Source organism: Hwangdonia lutea, assembly GCF_032814565.1.
Classification (GTDB): domain Bacteria; phylum Bacteroidota; class Bacteroidia; order Flavobacteriales; family Flavobacteriaceae; genus Hwangdonia; species Hwangdonia lutea.
The window spans coordinates 3,269,794-3,287,666 of the sequence record NZ_CP136521.1 but is presented as its reverse complement, the minus strand read 5'-3'; the positions used below and the strand labels follow the sequence as shown (position 1 = coordinate 3,287,666).

Sequence of the window (17,873 nt, the reverse complement as noted above, 5' to 3'; positions counted from 1 at the left end):
AACGGATTTATTAGTATTTAATCTGTTGTTTTAGTATTTTGGCACCACTATTGAATTAGCACCCCAATAAACCAAAACCTTTAACCTATGAAAAGATTATTACTCTTCATCCTTACACTGTCATTATTAGTTGCCTGTAGCGCAAAGAAAGAAGTTGAAAAAGCTGTAAATACGGGTAATTACGATCAAGCCATCAATACAGCGCTTAAAACCCTAAGAACAAATAAAGATTCTAAACGTAAACACGATGTGGTTTTAATGCTGCAAGACGCCTATTATAAAGCTGAAGACAGGGATTTAAATGCCATAAATCATCTTAAAAAAGATAATAACCCGGAATTATATCGAGTGATTTATGAACGTTATTTGGATTTACATGCGCGACAGGAGGTTATCAAACCCATATTGCCATTGCGTGTAAACGGTAAAATTATTCCGTTTGAATTTAATAATTACAGCAACGCCATTATTGAATCTCGCAAGAATCTTTCTGATTATTTATATAAAAAAGGCATAAAACTTTTAGAATCTGATGACAAACTTGCCATAAGAGAAGCTTACAAAACCCTTGATTATTTAGACCGAATTAGTCCGAATTACGAAAACACGCGTGAGCTGTTGAATGAAGCACATCAAAGAGGCACCAATTATATTTTGGTTTCTATTAATAACGAAACACAGCAAGTAATTCCTGCGCGTTTGGAAGACGATTTGTTAAATTTTGACACTTACGGATTGAATAAATTTTGGAGTGTTTACCACGCCAATAAAATTAACGATGTAACCTACGATTACGCTATGCACTTAAATTTAAAGCGTATTAATATTTCGCCAGAACGCATTAAGGAACGTGAGTTTTTAAGAGAAAAAGATATAAAAGATGGTTGGGAATATCAATTGGACAGTGCCGGAAACGTTGTAAAAGACACTTTGGGCAACGATATAAAAGTTGATAAAATTATTAGGGTAAAATGCCGTTTATTGGAAACGGTTCAAACCAAGTCGTCTCAAGTTATAGCCGATGTGGTGTATTTAGATTTAACGACTAAACAACCTTTAGACTCCTTTACCATTGATAGCGAATTTGTTTTCGAACATTATTTTGCCCGTTCAAGAGGCGATAAACGTGCATTAAATAAAGACGATAGATTATTGCTGGACAACAGGCGTGTGCCATTCCCAAGCAACGAGCAAATGGTTTACGACACGGGCGAGGATTTAAAATATAAACTCAAGGATATTATAAATTCTTATACGATTAGATAATAATTCAAAACCTCTCATTTTTTGGGAGGTTTTTTTATTGTTCATTACCAGATTTTAACTGCATCACCATTTGATGCCATTCGCATAAGCTTAGGTTTTGGTGTTTCTCCGTTGAAGAATAGCTCGGAAGAAAACAACAATTTATCATTCTCTAAAAAAGCTACCCAATGTGGTGTAAAAGGCTCTTTCTGTTGTAATATTGCCTTTCGTTTTCCATGTCTATCTATAATTTCAAAAGACCTTTTGCCCCAATATGCCAAAAGTAATTGTCCGTTATAATAATCTACATCAAATATCTGATTTCTGTTTAATGGTGCGTTTTTAACTTGATTGTCTAATAAACCAGTCCATTTGTTTATAATTCTCCCGTTTTGTTCCACCAACCAACAGGTGCTATCTCCAAGCAATAATATTTGCTCATTTTCCAAAGACCGTATCCTGTTAATTGGCGCTTCAAAATTAAAATATGCGCTTGGTGTTTCTCCTTTTTTAAGGCTGTAAACTTTAGGATATTTACCAAACACGACTTGATTGTCTGAAACCATAAAAAAACCGCCTTCACCAATCCGCCATTCATCTTCAAACCAATTCCAAATTACCTCAGGTTCGCCGTTAATCGTTGTTTTTAATATCCTAATTTCAAATTTTTGACTGGTTTGTATATGTCTTCTTTCAATAAGATAAATATTGTTTTGGTCGCTATACAGCATAAAATCGCTTGCGGGATAATCAGATTTCACCCAAACTTTAGGTGCGTTACCAGGTCTCCAAATCATGACACAAGCATGATGTGCCCGGTCATTAATAGGATTAATATACGACCAAAGCACCTGTTTGCCAATCGTAATCATATTGCCCGTTGGATGCGCAAAAACCGATGATGTTAAAATAATAGCAAATGCAGAAAGTATAATGCTATGTGTTTTCTTGATTTTCATGGTATTCAAATTAAAAATAAGTCCAACATAGTTTACGAATTTTAAATAAACTGATTCAAATCCAAATTGTTAATCGCGCCATGTGAAGCATGCGACACCACTGCCCCATTTTTAATAATCAAAAGTTGCGGCGATTCGTGTATCACTTGGAATTTATAGCCTACTTCGTTGGAAACGTCTCGGTAATTCAATAAATCCAAATAATATAAATCCAAGTCTTTTTCGGTAACATTATAAGCATCAACAAACTGCTTCATCACCATTCTACTGATTCCGCAACGTGTAGAATGTTTAAAAATAACCTGCGTTTTGGTATTCGATTTATTTTGAATAGCATCTAACTGAGACATTTCATTTAAAGGAATCCAAGGTAAAACCTTTTCTTCGTTGCCGGTGTCAGAGCTTGTAGAAGCCCCAAATAATTTATTTAATAATCCCATAATTTAAAATATTTCTCCTCAATTTTTTTTGAGGCATCATTAATTTGTCAATCCTGTTAATCCCGATTGGTCTCGAGAGAATATCTATTTTTTACCATTACTTTAATGCTAAGTCGAAACTTATTTTAAATCTTACAAACTGACTAAAAGTCACCAAAACAAAAGCTCTATAAGACATTTTGTCGTTTAACCCTATTAACTTTTAGGATGGTAAGGTTATTGCCTAATTGCTATTGTAAAAATAAAATAATAAAGTAGATTTTTACTTTTTAAGAAAGAAAAAGAAACCATTAATGAGATTCCCTTCCCCGATAGCTATTTGGATTATAGGGAATCAAAAAATAAGTTTTATATGAATTTAAATAATTATACCATAAAATCCCAAGAAGCCATTCAGCAAGCACAGCAAATTGCTCAGGGATTCGGACATCAACAAATAGAAAATGAACATATTTTTAAAGGCATTTTTGAAGTTGATGAAAACGTGTTACCATTCATTTTAAAAAAATTGAATGTTAACATCAGCATCCTGCAACAAGCTTTAGACAAGCAATTGGAAAGTTTTCCGAAAGTTACAGGTAGCGAACTCATGTTATCGCGCGAAGCTGGAAAATCGCTTAACGAAGCGTCTATCATTGCAAAAAAAATGAAGGACGATTTTGTGTCTATCGAGCATTTAATTTTAGCGGTTTTTAAATCAAACAGCAAAATTGCGCAAATGTTAAAAGACCAAGGCGTTACAGAAAAAACCCTGAGTGCCAGTATTCAAGAATTACGCAAAGGCGAAAATGTAACCTCACAAAGTCAAGAAGAAACCTACAATTCGCTTAATAAATACGCGAAAAACCTAAACCAGTTAGCAAAAGACGGTAAGCTGGATCCGGTGATTGGTCGCGATGAAGAAATACGACGTATTCTTCAAATTTTATCGCGCCGTACCAAAAACAACCCTATTTTAGTGGGCGAACCCGGAACCGGTAAAACCGCCATTGCCGAAGGTTTAGCACATAGGATTATTGATGGCGACATTCCAGAAAACCTAAAAGACAAACAAATTTTTGCCTTAGATATGGGTGCACTAATTGCTGGTGCAAAATATAAAGGTGAGTTTGAAGAACGCTTAAAAGCCGTTATCAAAGAAGTAACTACCAGCGATGGCGATATTGTATTGTTTATCGACGAAATCCACACGCTTGTTGGTGCTGGTGGCGGACAAGGCGCTATGGATGCAGCCAATATTTTAAAGCCTGCTTTGGCTCGTGGCGAATTGCGTGCTATTGGTGCTACCACTTTAGATGAGTACCAAAAATACTTTGAAAAAGACAAAGCTTTAGAGCGTCGTTTTCAAAAAGTTATGGTGGATGAGCCCGATACCGAAAGTGCCATTTCCATTTTAAGAGGCATCAAGGAAAAATACGAAACGCATCATAAAGTACGTATTAAAGACGAGGCTATTATTGGTGCTGTTGAATTGTCGCAACGCTACATTACCAATCGTTTTTTACCAGATAAAGCCATTGATTTAATGGATGAATCGGCTTCCAAACTCCGTATGGAAATCAACTCTAAACCCGAAGAACTCGATGTTTTAGATAGAAAAATCATGCAGTTGGAAATTGAAATTGAAGCCATTAAACGCGAAAAAGACGAATCGAAATTGAAATCGCTCCGGTCTGATTTAGCAAATCTAAAAGAAGAGCGCAACGAAATCAATGCGAAATGGAAAAGCGAAAAAGAAGTGGTTGATAATATCCAAAATACAAAACAAGATATTGAAAACTTTAAATTGGAAGCGGAGCGTGCGGAGCGTGATGGTGATTACGGCAAAGTAGCCGAATTGCGTTATGGTAAAATTAAGGAAGCACAAGAGCAGTTGGAAATATTTCAAAAGCAATTAGAAGCGCAATCCGAAACTTCTTTAATTAAAGAAGAAGTCACCTATGACGATATTGCCGAAGTGGTTGCTAAATGGACGGGTATTCCAGTTACCAAAATGCTACAAAGCGAACGCGAAAAGCTTTTAAATTTAGAAGATGAGCTACACAAACGTGTGGTTGGGCAAGAAGAAGCCATTGTTGCCGTAAGTGATGCGGTTCGCAGAAGTCGCGCCGGATTACAAAACCCGCAAAAACCTATTGGAACATTCTTGTTTTTAGGAACTACGGGAGTTGGCAAAACCGAACTTGCAAAAGCTTTAGCTGAATATTTGTTTGATGATGAAAATGCGATGACCAGAATTGACATGAGCGAATACCAAGAACGACATGCGGTTAGCAGATTGGTTGGTGCGCCTCCAGGATATGTTGGTTACGATGAAGGCGGACAATTAACCGAAGCGGTTCGTAGAAAGCCATACTCTGTTGTTTTATTGGATGAAATTGAAAAAGCACATCCCGATACCTTTAATATTTTATTGCAAGTGCTCGACGAAGGGCATTTAACTGATAATAAAGGACGTGTAGCAGACTTTAAAAACACGATCATAATTATGACCTCAAATATTGGAAGTCATTTAATTCAAGAGCGTTTTGAGGCTACAAAAGACTTAGATTCTGCCGTTGAAGCAGCCAAAATTGATGTTTTAGGACTATTAAAGCAAAGTGTGCGTCCTGAGTTTTTAAATAGAATTGACGATACCATTATGTTTACGCCGTTAAGTAAGGAAAACATTGTGGACATTGTAGGCTTGCAATTAAAAAACGTTACTAAAATGATAGCACAACAAGGCATTACTTTTGATGCAACACCCGAAGCTATTGCGTATTTAGCGAACAAAGGTTACAATCCAGAATATGGGGCAAGACCGGTAAAACGTGTGATTCAAAAAGAAGTTTTAAATGCTTTGAGTAAAGAAATATTAGCAGGAAAAGTAACTACCGATAGTATTATTCTACTCGATGCCTTTGATGATGAGTTGGTTTTTAGAAATCAAAGCAGTTTAGTGACTGAAGAATTATAGACCAAAACAATCGTTTGTAACAAAATGGTTTTCAAACAGTCTATATAGTTGGTTGGTTTCCCGATAGCTATCGGAATGAAAAGCAACATGAATCTTTTTATAAGAGGATTGTTGCTTTTCCTATGTAATAACATAATTTGTAATACACAAAATACTTTATTTTACTAAAAGTAATTGCTTGATAATGTTAACATTCCAATAAAAATAGATACATTTCAAGCACGTATTAATCATCTTAAAAAATATAAAACGGAAATTACCGTTTAACTTACTAACAATGTTTTGTTAATTAAAAACTTGTTAAAATTCCAAAAAATACGTTTTAAAATCCTACTTTTACACGGTAAATAGTTAAAAAACTGTATAAAATTCAACGCAAAATGCTGTTTGTCAACATAAATAAAAATAATTAAAACCTACTTCTTCAATGCAAATTGACAATTATATAGAATACGCTTTACTACATCCTTCAGCTACCGAAAGAGATGTGATAGAACTATGTTTAGCCGCCCAAGAAAACAACTTCCGCGCTGTTATTGTAAACAGCTATTATGTAAGCTTAGCCACAGAATTATTAAGTAAAACAAATATTAAGGTATGTGCCCCTATTGGTTTTCCTTTAGGTGCCACGGCAACAGCATCAAAAATTTATGAAGCCAAACAAGCCTTACACGATGGTGCCGATGAAATTGAAATGGTAATAAACCAAGGCTTATTGAAAAGCAAAAATTATGTTTCGGTTTTAAAAGATATTACCGATGTAAAATTAGCCATTGGTAACACCCCATTAAAAGTCATTATAGAAATTTCAGAGTTAAACAAAAATGAAGTCATCCGGATTTGTGAAATCTGCTTAGATGCTAATATAGACTACATAAAAACGTCGAGTGGTTTTTCAAAAAATGGAGCCACACTCACCACGGTTAAAATCATTAAGAAAACAGTAAGAAACCAGATTAAAATAATCGCTTTTGATGGTATTGAAGATTACGAAACCGCAGAAAAATATCTGGAATCTGGCGCAGATATAGTGGGCATTAAATACGGTGTTGCCCTTTTTGACGACAAGCGCGCCAAAAGAAATTCCAAAATATTTAAACAGTACATTAAAACCTTTAAAGAGAAAGACTTAAAGGCTGAAAGTATCACTGAGAACATTTAAGACTAATTCAAATAATTATTAAAGCTAAACAAAACAAATCGTTCTGTTTAGCTTTTTTTTTGCCATCCATTTAACTTTTAAGAAGCAATTGGCGCAAAGCAAACATTGATTAAACTGACTTAAATCATAGTTTAGCTGCCATTATATAATCAACTTAGTGCCTTGTAAATTGTTTGCCATGAATTTATTTTTATTTTAAAAAATAATCTTACTTTTATCAAGACTATGAAACTTTTAAACACTTACATAGACCACACGCTTTTAAAACCCACGGCAACTAAAAATGATATTATTAAGCTTTGCAACGAAGCCATGGAGCATCAGTTCTTCTCGGTTTGTGTAAATAGTTGCTATGTGCCTTTAGCTAAAGCACAATTAAAAAAAAGCGATGTAAAGGTATGTAGCGTAATTGGCTTTCCGTTAGGCAGCATGTCAACACAGGCAAAAGTTGACGAAGCCAAATCTGCATTACATAACGGTGCCGATGAAATTGATATGGTTATTAACTTAGGATTTCTAAAAAGCAAAGATTTTAATGCGGTTTGGAGAGATATTGAAGCCGTAAAAAAAATAATGCCGCGAAATGTTTTAAAAGTGATTTTGGAAACCTGTTATTTAGAAGAATTGGAAATTATAAAAGCCAGTGAACTCGCCATACAAAGCGGTGCCGATTTTATAAAAACATCCACCGGATTCGGAACGGGTGGCGCCACCATTAAAGATGTAAAGCTTATGCAAAGTGTCGCAAATAATCTGGTAAAAATTAAGGCTTCTGGCGGAATAAAAGACACCAAAACAGCCTTAGAGTATATTCGCCTTGGCGTGGAACGCTTGGGCACATCATCAGGAATTGCCATTGTAACGGGGAAATCTTCAATCGAAACCAATTATTAAAACACGTTTAACCCATAAATTTTCAACTTTTAACCAATACAAATGAGTGTACACATTGAGGCCAAAAAAGGCGATATAGCTGAAACCATTTTACTTCCCGGAGATCCGTTACGCGCCAAATGGATTGCAGAAACTTTCTTTGAAAACCCCGTTTGCTTTAATAAAGTAAGAAACATGTTTGGTTATACGGGGACTTATAATGGCAAACGTATTTCGGTAATGGGCACAGGTATGGGTGTGCCATCTATATCTATTTATGCGCACGAACTGATTACCGATTACGGTGTTAAAAACCTCATTAGGGTGGGTAGCGCAGGCTCATACCAAAAACATGTTAAAATACGGGATATTGTTTTGGCTATGGCGGCATCGTCTAATTCCGGTGTTAACGAGCTGCGTTTTGGTGGTGCAGATTACGCGCCCACAGCTAATTTTGAGTTGTTTCAAAAAGCGGTTGAAGCGGCTAAAGAAAAGCAAATCTATATTAAAGCCGGTAATGTTTTTACTTCGGATGAGTTTTATGCGGATGATTTTGAATCGTACAAAAAGTGGTCTAAATTCGGTGTACTTTGTGTAGAAATGGAAACGGCAGGCCTATACACCATTGCCGCGAAACACAATGTAAATGCGCTTACCATTTTAACCATATCGGATTCATTGGTTACGGGCGAACGCACCTCAAGCAAAGAGCGCGAAAATACGTTTACGGAAATGGTTGAAATTGCGGTGCAACTTGCTTAACACTAACTTGAGTAAATAACCAAAGACAAGTCGTTTAAAACTTTTATATTTGAGAGAATTCAAATTTTATCCGATGAAATATTTCCTTCTTTTTACATGTACATTGCTGTCCACATTAACTTTTTCACAAGAAAAAACAAGCATAGAAACGTCAACCTATTATTTTATACGTCATGCAGAAAAAGACCGCAGTGATCAAACGAATAAAAATCCGCATTTAACTGAAATTGGCAAAAAACGGGCAGAACATTGGAGCCAAATTTTAGCCCATGTAAAATTTGATGCCATTTATTCCACCGATTATAACAGAACCAAAGAAACAGCACAACCAACAGCCACAAAAAACGGATTGGAATTAACACTTTACCATCCTTATAAACTCGATAAAAATAGCTTTTTAAAAGATACTCAAGGTAAAACCGTTCTCGTTGTTGGGCATAGTAACACAACTCCAAAATTTGTCAATGCTATTTTAGGTTTTAATAAATATGAAGACATTAATGATAGCAACAACGGCAACCTATATATTGTTACCGTAATTGATGGAAAAATAGCAGGTCAAGTACTGAGCATTAATTAACACTAATATTTTTTAAATCTATTTTAGACAATAATTCCAACTTATTATTTTCGAATAAATCATCTAAATCTGAAACTGGAACCGATGTATCTTTAGATTTATAATTTTTATAATCTACAAATCTAATTCCGCTAATAAATCGCTCGTTGTAAGCTTCTCTAAACCGTAGTCCTATTCCATGATTTTCGTGGTAAGAATAAGCTAAATATTCTGTTTTATAGTTTTCAGCGTTTACCCAATACACAAAAACATCTTCAAAATCCACACCACCGCCTTCTTGATTAAAAGTGATTTCTATTTTATGATACGGCCTGCCTTTCACATTCACTTTTTCAATATATTTTTTATTAACGGCCGCATCGTTTAACCCATAAGGCAAAACTGAAAAATAGTGAACCGAATTTACCGAAGCCGAATATCTTGGAATCATACTATCTGCAACTTTTACAATTTCATTGTTTATAAAGCGCTCAAAACCATTGTTTGACAAGACATCCCGAATGGTGTTTAAAGAATCTGTAAAAGTTCTTTCAAGTGTAAACAAGCCATTATTTCGTGTCGCTTTATAGTGTTTATCCCTAAAATCGAAGGCCATAGTGGCGCTTTTTATTTTGTCTCCGCCGGAAACTTCAATCGTTTTATCAACAATGTCTTGTGCTGTTAATTCCTTTTGCTTTTCACAACTTAAAAAGAACAAGGTAACCGTAAAAAGTAGAAAATATGTTTTCATTTTTTGTTTTTATTGTCTGTCGTAAAACTACGCACAACTTACCAATTACCCTTATAAAATTTTCTTAATATTCCAGAAGTTTAAAGGTTATGTTTTGTCCTGTAAACTTCTGCGCTAAAACACTTATGGCTGATTCTTTTAGCTGTAAAATTCTGGGATAACCACCGGTGGTTTGGCAATCGCGCATTAATACAATAAGCTTTCCCGAAGGCGTTAATTGTACCGTTCCCGGAAGTACCAACGAGGTAATTATGGGCTGCAAGCTATTATTTAATGGGTCTTGCAATTGGTAAGCCATTCTATTATTATCTTTTGAAATGGTAAAGGTTTTTGATGATAGCTCGTCTTTTTGTTCTTTGGAAAGTAAATCAAATTCCGGCCCTTTAAAAACCTCAATTTGGTCTGAATTAAAATGATTGTTGTTTACTTTAATGCGAGCATTCTTTTTATTCATTTTTATGAAATCTGAAACCGCCAACTCATCATTTACATGCAGCTTAAACAGATTGGTAATGCCTTGATACATGCTTCTGCTTTGCATAATCTTTTCAGTTTTAAAACCTCCGGAAATCGCTAAATAACTTCTAAATCCGTAATTCAATTGTCCGAAAGATAAAATATCACCTGTTTTTACGGCAATATTTTTGTTAAGCTGAATTCGATTTGCATTGATTTTTGGCGACATATCTGCACCGGAAACACAAATGTTTGCATTGCCATTAAATTGTAGCGTAGCCCCCGTCATCGTCATTTCAATTACTGCAGCGTTTTTACGGTTGCCCAATACAGCATTGGCCATAGATGCCGAATACCGATCCATAACACCAGAATATGGCACGCCGTAATGCTGAAAACCAATACGGCCAAAATCCTGAATGCTCGAATAAAACCCCGCTTTAATTACTTTAACCATGAACCACTTCGCTTTCTAATTGATAAACACCGGCATCGACAAGTGTTTTTATTTCGTGATGTTTTTTTAATGATATCGGATAAAACTTTATACGGTCTCCAGATGTTGCAAAACACGGATTATCTTTTTTTACATCAAAAAAAGGAATGGGCGTGTTGCCGATAATATTCCAACCGCCAGGGCTTTCACACGGATAAACTCCAGTTTGATGACCGCCAATGGCCACCGCTCCTTTTTCTATTTTTAATCTTGGGGTTTCTTTTCTAGGAAAATGAAGCGTATCATCCAAACCACCTAAATATAAAAAACCCGGTAAAAACCCTATAAAATAAACGGTATAAATAGCTTGGGAATGCTGTTCAATTATCGTTTCTTTTGATATGTTTTTAGCCTTTGATAATATTTCTAAATCAACACCAAAAACAGCATCATAACACACCGGAATATGCCACTGTGTAAATTTGGGTTGCTCATAATTATTTTTATGATTATAGATTTTTTGTAAGGAAGACAATTGAGATTCAAAATCTATTTTCAAATTTTCATAAGTAATTAATAATGAATTATATGCATGGTTTATGTTAACAATAAATTCAATGTTGCTTTTTAATATTTTATCTTTAAAAGCCAACACATCAAACAGTGTTTTTTCGTTGATTACCGATGGCCATTCAATTAAAACTGAACGTTCTCCAAAACGCTTATAAACTAGGTTAAAAGCCATAAAAACTACACGATTTTCATCCCTTTCTCTTCCAAATTTTTTCTGAGGGTTTTCACTAAATTTACAGCCTCCAAATTATCGCCATGTACACAAAACGTATCCGCTTTAATAACAATTTCCGCATCATTGATGGTCTTAACTTTTCCTGTGGAAATCATGCGGTACACATGATTAAATAAAGCTGTATCGTCCGTAATCAATGCATTTTTATGTGTTCGGGATACCAAGGTTAAATCGTCGTTATAATTTCTATCGGCAAAGGCTTCATATTTAATAGCTAAATTATTTTTAATCGCAACGTCGGCAATAACCGATTTATAAGGCACATATAATTTTACGGGAATCGCTATACTTTTTATGGCTTCGATAACGGTTTTTGCTATTTTTTTGTCAACCGCAGCTAAATTATATAGGGCACCATGTGGTTTTATATGGTATAATCTGGCGTGCTCTTCTTTTAAAATATTTAATAAATCGCGAATCTGCTTTTTTATCGATTTGTACAACACAACCGAAGGCATATCCATGGGTATTCTACCAAAGTTTTCCTTATCGGGAAACGAGGGGTGCGCCCCTATTTTTACACCGTGTTTTTTTGCTAACTGCACAACGGCTCGCATGGTTTCAGTATTACCGGCATGCCCGCCACAGGCGATATTACAGCTTGAAATGTATGGCATTAATTGTGATTCGTTACCAATACCTTCGCCTAAATCTACATTAATATCAACCTTGAAGTTTTGCATTAAATGAGGTTTAATTGAAACACTTTGTTTAGTGTAGCAAGCGATAGTAAGATACTAATTCCTAGAATAATAATCCCGAAAATATTTTGTTTTACATTATTTACATGCGCTCCTAAAACGGATTTTTTGTTCATCACCCAAATTAAAAACCCAGCAATAATGGGCAATAAGATGCCATTGGTAACTTGGGCAAATTTTATAATTTCTATTGATTTTATGCCTGATGATGCAGATAAAATACCCACCAGCAAAACCAACATCCAAACTGCTCGAAACTTTTTAGAATGCATATTGGTGCTCCAAGCCAAACAGCCCGTTGCCACATACGCTGCAGCCAATGGTGCAGTAATGGCACTGGTAATACCTGCTGCAAATAATCCGATAGCCAAGAAATATTTTGCAAAACTGCCAAACAAGGGTTCTAATCCCTTAGCTAAATCTGCGGCACTATTTATGTCTTGGGTTTGAATAGATGCTGCTGAAATAATGATACACATAGAAACTAATCCGCCTAAAACAACAGCCACCAAAGTGTCCTTTCTTGCGTATTTTAAATCCGATTTGTTATGCCATTTTTGTTTCACTAATGAGGCATGCAAAAACAAATTGTACGGCACAACGGTTGTTCCAATTAAAGCGATGACGGTTAACATACCATCTTTCGGAAACTTGGGGATAAATACGCCGTTTAATATTTCAGAAAAATTTGGTTTGGTAATAATCGCCGTAATAAGAAAGGCTAAACTCATTAAAATAACTAGAAAAACCAATGCGTTTTGAAGAACCTTATAGTTCCCCAAGTAAAGCAAAACAAAAGCTATGATACCGATGACAATACTCAGAAAATTAATTGAAAACCCCGCAATAGTAATATTCGAATTTCCAACAATAGTTTCTAGACCCAAAACCCCTCCGCTTATATTTCCGGCTTCGTAAGCGGCATTACCAATTACAATGGCAGAAAGGATCAATATAATAGCAAAGGCTTTAATTACTGGGTTTTTTATTTCGCTTCTAATGGCGTGCGCTAATCCATTTTGTGAAATAACACCCAATCTTGCCGCCATTTCCTGTAAAACAATGGTGGCAATAATGGAGAGTAACATCGCCCAAAGTAAGGCATACCCAAAGCCAACACCTGCAAGTGTGCAAACGGTTACGGTGCCCGGTCCAATAAAAGCTGCAGCAACTAATGGCCCGGGACCAATATTTTTAAACCAGTTTTGCATAAAAGTTTATAACTATAGTTGCTTTAACAATTCATCGACTGCTTTTTTAAGTTGTGTGTCTTTGTTGTTTGCTTTATCATCTGGATTATTCAGCACTAAAATATCTGGGACAGCCGGTACAAAATCCATGTTATCACCAGTCGATTTTACAAACCAACCTCTGAACGGCATTCTTACGCTTGAACCATCAATTAATCGTGCAGAACCTGTTGAAATAACGGCTCCGAAAGTTGGTTCGCCTACCAAAGTACCAATATTTAATGCTTTGTAGGCATGTGAAAATATTTCGGCATTCGAATAGCTGGTATGATTACACAGCGCAATGGACGGTTTTGTCCAAGCGGCTAATGGCAATCGTTCACTAAACGGATAATGTTCTTTAAATTTTGAATGCTCGGTTTTTAAATTTTCAGCAGCGCCTCGAGGTACGGTATAAGCGTGTTGTTTTACGTTTAAAACCGCCATTAAGTAATCGGTTGTCCAACCACCACCATTGAAGCGCACATCAATAACCAATCCTTTTTTACCCAAACCGGCTGCGGTAAGTTCGCGCTCAAAACGCTCAAAACTGGTCCAGTTCATCCCTTGAATATGAATATAACCCAATTGCCCATTTGAGTATTTTTCAGTGAGTCGTTTGCGCTCTTTTACCCAAGCTTTATACTTTTCAAATCGGTTGCTGCTTTTTGGTCTGATAATAACTTCAACGGTATTATTGCCTCGATTTACATCTAAATAAATCTTCTCATTTGCAGTGCCTTCCAGTAAACTATACACATTCAAATCTTTTGATAGTTTAGTACCGTTTACCGCTGTTATCACATCGCCCACACGTATTTTACTGATGCTTCTATCGGCGGGCATGTCGCCTATAACCGCTTCAACTTTTAAGCTTCCGTTGCTGTTGGGGGTAAATTCCAAGCCTAATAAACCCGTGCGTTGTCTTTGTAAGTTTTCACGAGATTCTCCGGAGCGAAAGCCCATGTGACTCGCGTTTACCTGACCCAGCATCCAATTGAACATATTCTGAAAATCGATTCGGGTAGAGGCTTTCATAGCCAAAGGCTTGTAGGTTTTCTTTAAAGCGTTCCAATCGCGCCCATGAAAATTGGGATCGTAAAATCCATCGTTTAGTGCTTTCCAAGCTTCTTCGAATATCTGATTTGATTCTTCGTGATAATCCACATTCAAACGCGCCAAAATAGGCAGACTTTCCGTTTTATCAGACGACATATTAATTTTTGAAAGACTACCAAACCCAGTTGTCATATACAGATTTGAATATTTATTATCCACCGTAATATTAGATGGTCTTTTACTGCCTTTGGTTAAAGCTTTTCTATCTTTTCCTTCCCATGAAATTTTAAACAAATCGGATTCGGTATCTGGATTCCCTCGCGTGCCATTGCCCGTGGTGTAATAGATGGTTTTTCCATCTTTGGAGAATGCTCTACCAAACTCACCGCCTGTAAACGATGTAACTTGTATTTGACGCTCGTGAATGTCTTCAAAATCAATTACAATATCCTTAACGGTATCTTTAGCTTTTTTATCATCGCCGTTTTTCTTATCATTCTTTTTGCTTTTTTTCTTGTTGTCTTCACCATCATCTTCTTTCCAATCTTCAGCCGTTTTTTCCCAATCTGTTTTGTTCAACCAAGTAAACCAAACATCGTAATCGCCATTATTTCTATTGGATGAAAACATCAGTTTTTTTCCATTGGCACTCCAAACTGGACCATAATCTTGTTTTGGGTGCATTGAAATGTTTACCGGTTTTATGGAGTTATCGGCTTTATGAATATAAATTTCGCTGTTAAAATCGAGGTCGCTCAAACTGTAGGCCAACCACTTGGAATCTGGCGACCACGACACATTATCGGCAGAGTCCCAACCATCAAGCAAAGTAGTTTCGTTTGAGATTTTTCCAGAGCTATTAATATTGGCAACCAAAAGCATGCCGCGACCTCTTTGGAATGCCACTTGTTTTCCGTTGGGAGACATGACCAAATTACTTTCGTTTTCTTTGGTTTTTGTAATCCTTTCAACCCGATGCTTTAAGGTTTTATAAAGGTTTGATTCATTTTTATCATCGGAAGTTACCACGTAAATATCATTTTGACCGTCTCTGTCCGAAATAAAAATCAAAGTGCTATCGTTAACCCAAGTGGCCATTCTATCTCTGTACGTTGAATTTGAAACGTTTACCGTTCTGCTTTTATCTTTGTCGTTTTCTCTTAAAAATATTTCGCCTCTAATGTTTAACGCGCTGTATTTTCCATTGGGTGAAACAGCAATTTCGCCAATTCTATTCGTGTAAGTTTTGCGCTCAACCGGGTCGAACCTGTAATCTGACGCAATATTAATGTTTACTTCTTTTTGGGATTTGGTAGCCGTATCCATTACAAATACTTTATCGGCTTGAGCCATAATTATAGCGTTTCCGTTTCTACTCACATGAAACGAAAAAATGCCCATATCCTTAAACGCACTCACCTGCTCTATCTGCCCTTCTTTGGTTCCGTTATCAGAAATTTTAAGTTGGTGTACGTTATACTTTCCGCTTCGTGCCGATTGAAAATAAATGGTATTGTTGTCGCCCCATTGCGGATAAAAATCATTGCCATCAAAAGTGGTTAGTTGTGTGTATTTATCGTTTTTAATATCGTACAACCATAAATCCCTGTTGGCCGAACCGCGATACGCTTCACGCTGAATTCGGCAGTTGCCTTTTACAAAAACTATAAACTTTCCGTTAGGCGATAACTTAGAATCGAAGCCCAACGAGCTCATAAACCTATGCGGTGTTCCGCCTTTATGGCTTACGATATGCGTTTCGTATTCGCGCTCAACTTGGGCAAAATTACGTCGTGTTGAAAATAAAATATCGCCTTTATTTGTGTAATCTGTTAAATAATCGGTGGTTGAATGATAAGTAATTCGCTGTGATAAACCTCCGTTTGAAGGGATGATAAACACATCGTTATTTCCAAATCTGTTACTCTGAAATGCAATCGTTTCTCCGTCTGCACTCCATATTGGATTGGTATCGTAAGCCTCATGGACGGTTAATCGCTTAGCGTTTTGTCCGTTTATATTGGCCGTCCAAATATCACCTTGAAAATTAAAGGCAATTTGTGTACCGTCGGCATTTAAAGCAGGTGAGTTTACTAACGGGTTTTGTGCAGATACTGTGCTGGCAAACAATAAACTGCATGCCAAAAGCATAAAAGAAAATGGTTTCATTTGTTAAGTTAATTAGTTATCAAAGAAGAAAAATATAAAAAATTAAAGACATACTAGAAATTTAATATGGCTTTAACAAAACATTGAGGTTTTATTTGATTTTGGCTGTTGAATTAAGTGCGTAAATAGCAAAACTGCCCAACCAATGGCCACCTTCGTAACTATCGCCAACAATACTTGGCAACGAATAATTTATATGATGATTTGCGATGTTTTTTAAATGATTGTACTCGGGCAATCCTTCGGAAATTTTGTTTAAACTCCATGCCCGCGAAAAGTTTACACCATCTAAATGCACCAATTTTCCATCGGTTCTATCGGAAACAACGCCTGTTTCAAGTGTGAAGTTTTTATCTTTTAACTGCGGAAGAAAAGCATTTAGCCATACTTTAAATTCCTCAGTTTCCAACACCCGTTTCATTAAAGCGGCTTCCTCTAAACAAGGCGATAAAAAATCGAAACCACTGGGTTCCCAAGTTATGGGGCAACCGGCATCTTTTAAGTAAAAATCTTTGGCGCGTTTTGCAATCAAGCTTTTTAAAGTTTCATTGTTTACGGTTGAAGCATAATCGTAAGCAAAAGACAACCCGAAAGCGGTATTTGTATGTTCGCCAACACGAATGGGGTAATTTAATTTAGGGAGAAATTCGATGTATTTATCAACAATTAAGTCGGTAAGCGGTTGTAAATTACTTTCTAAGGTTCGTGCGGTTTCATTGTCCCAAGTATGCAGTTCTTCGGCGAGTTTTAGTAACCACGCCCAACCGTAAGTTCGCTCGTAAGAGGCGTTGTGCTTGCCATAAAAATATTGCACTTCGGCTTCAATGTTTGCTTTGGAAATGTTGTTTAGAAGTTGATTTTTAATAGCGTCAGCATTATCAATTTCAGGGAATTGCTTTAGCAAACTCACCAAACTCCAATGCCCGTGAACGGATGAATGCCAATCGAAACAACCATAAAACGCGGGATGTAACTCTTGCGGCGATTTTAAATCTTCATCGCTGCCAATAGTTTGGTTTAGCTTGTTGGGATATTCGGTATTAATGCAATGCAATGGCAATTGCGCCAAAGTGTTTGTCCCTTTTATGTCTAGTTTTGGGATGCCTAATATTGGTGATGATTGTGAGGTTGAAACGGTTATAACATCAGCTTCAATGGGTTGGTTGTTTTCTTTTTTGGTGTTGCAGTTTAATACCATCAAAAAAACTAAAATGATTGTTTTTTTCATATTGTAAAATTAGAAAATAATGATGTTAACTTGAAATATAATATATCAAATCTTAAATCTTTACATCAAATAGTCCT

At 36.1% G+C, this 17,873-nt stretch carries 15 protein-coding genes; 6 read left to right on the top strand and 9 right to left on the bottom strand.

What is annotated here, in order from left to right:
* Positions 1–87 precede the first annotated feature (87 nt).
* Complete coding sequence (locus RNZ46_RS14190) at positions 88–1,266, top strand: hypothetical protein (RefSeq protein ID WP_316982826.1); 1,179 nt, start codon at positions 88–90, stop codon at positions 1,264–1,266.
* Positions 1,267–1,310: 44 nt separating this feature from the next.
* On the opposite strand, the gene RNZ46_RS14185 is transcribed toward RNZ46_RS14190, so the two are convergent.
* Positions 1,311–2,204 (bottom strand): hypothetical protein, encoded by an 894-nt coding sequence (locus RNZ46_RS14185; RefSeq protein ID WP_316982825.1) that lies wholly within the window; start codon positions 2,202–2,204, stop codon positions 1,311–1,313.
* 41 nt (positions 2,205–2,245) lie between these two features.
* Positions 2,246–2,644, bottom strand: coding sequence for a bacillithiol system redox-active protein YtxJ (gene ytxJ, locus RNZ46_RS14180; protein ID WP_316982824.1), 399 nt, complete (start codon positions 2,642–2,644; stop codon positions 2,246–2,248).
* 352 nt (positions 2,645–2,996) lie between these two features.
* Here ytxJ and clpB point away from each other — a divergent pair, with 352 nt between their 5' ends.
* The 5 genes from clpB (at position 2,997) to RNZ46_RS14155 (ending at position 8,980) form a co-directional block, all read left to right on the top strand.
* On the top strand, positions 2,997–5,603 hold the full coding sequence (clpB, locus tag RNZ46_RS14175) for an ATP-dependent chaperone ClpB (protein WP_316982823.1): 2,607 nt from the start codon (positions 2,997–2,999) through the stop codon (positions 5,601–5,603).
* Positions 5,604–6,030: 427 nt separating this feature from the next.
* The gene (gene deoC / locus RNZ46_RS14170) at positions 6,031–6,765 is read left to right on the top strand and encodes a deoxyribose-phosphate aldolase (RefSeq protein WP_316982822.1); all 735 of its coding nucleotides are present in this window, start codon (positions 6,031–6,033) and stop codon (positions 6,763–6,765) included.
* A 225-nt stretch (positions 6,766–6,990) separates the two neighbouring features.
* The gene (gene deoC / locus RNZ46_RS14165) at positions 6,991–7,659 is read left to right on the top strand and encodes a deoxyribose-phosphate aldolase (RefSeq protein ID WP_316982821.1); all 669 of its coding nucleotides are present in this window, start codon (positions 6,991–6,993) and stop codon (positions 7,657–7,659) included.
* A 42-nt stretch (positions 7,660–7,701) separates the two neighbouring features.
* A complete protein-coding gene (gene deoD, locus RNZ46_RS14160) occupies positions 7,702–8,400 on the top strand; it encodes a purine-nucleoside phosphorylase (RefSeq protein WP_316982820.1) in 699 nt (232 codons plus the stop codon).
* Positions 8,401–8,473: 73 nt separating this feature from the next.
* A complete protein-coding gene (locus RNZ46_RS14155; protein WP_316982819.1) occupies positions 8,474–8,980 on the top strand; it encodes a SixA phosphatase family protein in 507 nt (168 codons plus the stop codon).
* Here the strand turns inward: RNZ46_RS14155 and RNZ46_RS14150 are convergent.
* The 7 genes from RNZ46_RS14150 to RNZ46_RS14120 all read right to left on the bottom strand — a co-directional run bounded on the left by RNZ46_RS14150 (position 8,973) and on the right by RNZ46_RS14120 (position 17,796).
* The gene (locus RNZ46_RS14150; RefSeq protein ID WP_316982818.1) at positions 8,973–9,710 is read right to left on the bottom strand and encodes a DUF6503 family protein; all 738 of its coding nucleotides are present in this window, start codon (positions 9,708–9,710) and stop codon (positions 8,973–8,975) included. The genes RNZ46_RS14155 and RNZ46_RS14150 overlap by 8 nt on opposite strands.
* Before the next feature lie 64 nt (positions 9,711–9,774).
* Positions 9,775–10,623: a 5-oxoprolinase subunit C family protein gene (locus RNZ46_RS14145; protein WP_316982817.1), complete on the bottom strand. Its 849-nt coding sequence runs from the start codon at positions 10,621–10,623 to the stop codon at positions 9,775–9,777.
* A complete protein-coding gene (gene pxpB, locus RNZ46_RS14140) occupies positions 10,616–11,347 on the bottom strand; it encodes a 5-oxoprolinase subunit PxpB (protein ID WP_316982816.1) in 732 nt (243 codons plus the stop codon). The genes RNZ46_RS14145 and pxpB overlap by 8 nt, the downstream gene beginning before the upstream one ends.
* A 5-nt stretch (positions 11,348–11,352) precedes the next feature.
* Entirely contained in the window at positions 11,353–12,093 is a 741-nt protein-coding gene (gene pxpA, locus RNZ46_RS14135; protein ID WP_316982815.1) for a 5-oxoprolinase subunit PxpA, read from the bottom strand.
* The gene (locus tag RNZ46_RS14130) at positions 12,093–13,322 is read right to left on the bottom strand and encodes an Nramp family divalent metal transporter (RefSeq protein ID WP_316982814.1); all 1,230 of its coding nucleotides are present in this window, start codon (positions 13,320–13,322) and stop codon (positions 12,093–12,095) included. The genes pxpA and RNZ46_RS14130 overlap by 1 nt, the downstream gene beginning before the upstream one ends.
* Before the next feature lie 12 nt (positions 13,323–13,334).
* Entirely contained in the window at positions 13,335–16,568 is a 3,234-nt protein-coding gene (locus RNZ46_RS14125; protein ID WP_316982813.1) for a S41 family peptidase, read from the bottom strand.
* A 91-nt stretch (positions 16,569–16,659) separates the two neighbouring features.
* Entirely contained in the window at positions 16,660–17,796 is a 1,137-nt protein-coding gene (locus tag RNZ46_RS14120; RefSeq protein WP_316982812.1) for a DUF2891 domain-containing protein, read from the bottom strand.
* Positions 17,797–17,873 lie beyond the last annotated feature (77 nt).

What these genes read in the sequence shown, in the direction of transcription:
- RNZ46_RS14190 (WP_316982826.1), top strand. Translation starts at nt 88, where the DNA reads ATGAAAAGATTATTACTCTTCATCCTTACACTGTCATTATTAGTTGCC.
- RNZ46_RS14130 (WP_316982814.1), bottom strand. Translation starts at nt 13,322, where the DNA reads ATGCAAAACTGGTTTAAAAATATTGGTCCCGGGCCATTAGTTGCTGCA.
- RNZ46_RS14150 (WP_316982818.1), bottom strand. Translation starts at nt 9,710, where the DNA reads ATGAAAACATATTTTCTACTTTTTACGGTTACCTTGTTCTTTTTAAGT.
- deoD (WP_316982820.1), top strand. Translation starts at nt 7,702, where the DNA reads ATGAGTGTACACATTGAGGCCAAAAAAGGCGATATAGCTGAAACCATT.
- deoC (WP_316982821.1), top strand. Translation starts at nt 6,991, where the DNA reads ATGAAACTTTTAAACACTTACATAGACCACACGCTTTTAAAACCCACG.
- RNZ46_RS14155 (WP_316982819.1), top strand. Translation starts at nt 8,474, where the DNA reads ATGAAATATTTCCTTCTTTTTACATGTACATTGCTGTCCACATTAACT.
- RNZ46_RS14125 (WP_316982813.1), bottom strand. Translation starts at nt 16,568, where the DNA reads ATGAAACCATTTTCTTTTATGCTTTTGGCATGCAGTTTATTGTTTGCC.
- pxpB (WP_316982816.1), bottom strand. Translation starts at nt 11,347, where the DNA reads ATGGCTTTTAACCTAGTTTATAAGCGTTTTGGAGAACGTTCAGTTTTA.
- RNZ46_RS14185 (WP_316982825.1), bottom strand. Translation starts at nt 2,204, where the DNA reads ATGAAAATCAAGAAAACACATAGCATTATACTTTCTGCATTTGCTATT.
- deoC (WP_316982822.1), top strand. Translation starts at nt 6,031, where the DNA reads ATGCAAATTGACAATTATATAGAATACGCTTTACTACATCCTTCAGCT.
- pxpA (WP_316982815.1), bottom strand. Translation starts at nt 12,093, where the DNA reads ATGCAAAACTTCAAGGTTGATATTAATGTAGATTTAGGCGAAGGTATT.
- ytxJ (WP_316982824.1), bottom strand. Translation starts at nt 2,644, where the DNA reads ATGGGATTATTAAATAAATTATTTGGGGCTTCTACAAGCTCTGACACC.
- RNZ46_RS14120 (WP_316982812.1), bottom strand. Translation starts at nt 17,796, where the DNA reads ATGAAAAAAACAATCATTTTAGTTTTTTTGATGGTATTAAACTGCAAC.
- RNZ46_RS14145 (WP_316982817.1), bottom strand. Translation starts at nt 10,623, where the DNA reads ATGGTTAAAGTAATTAAAGCGGGGTTTTATTCGAGCATTCAGGATTTT.
- clpB (WP_316982823.1), top strand. Translation starts at nt 2,997, where the DNA reads ATGAATTTAAATAATTATACCATAAAATCCCAAGAAGCCATTCAGCAA.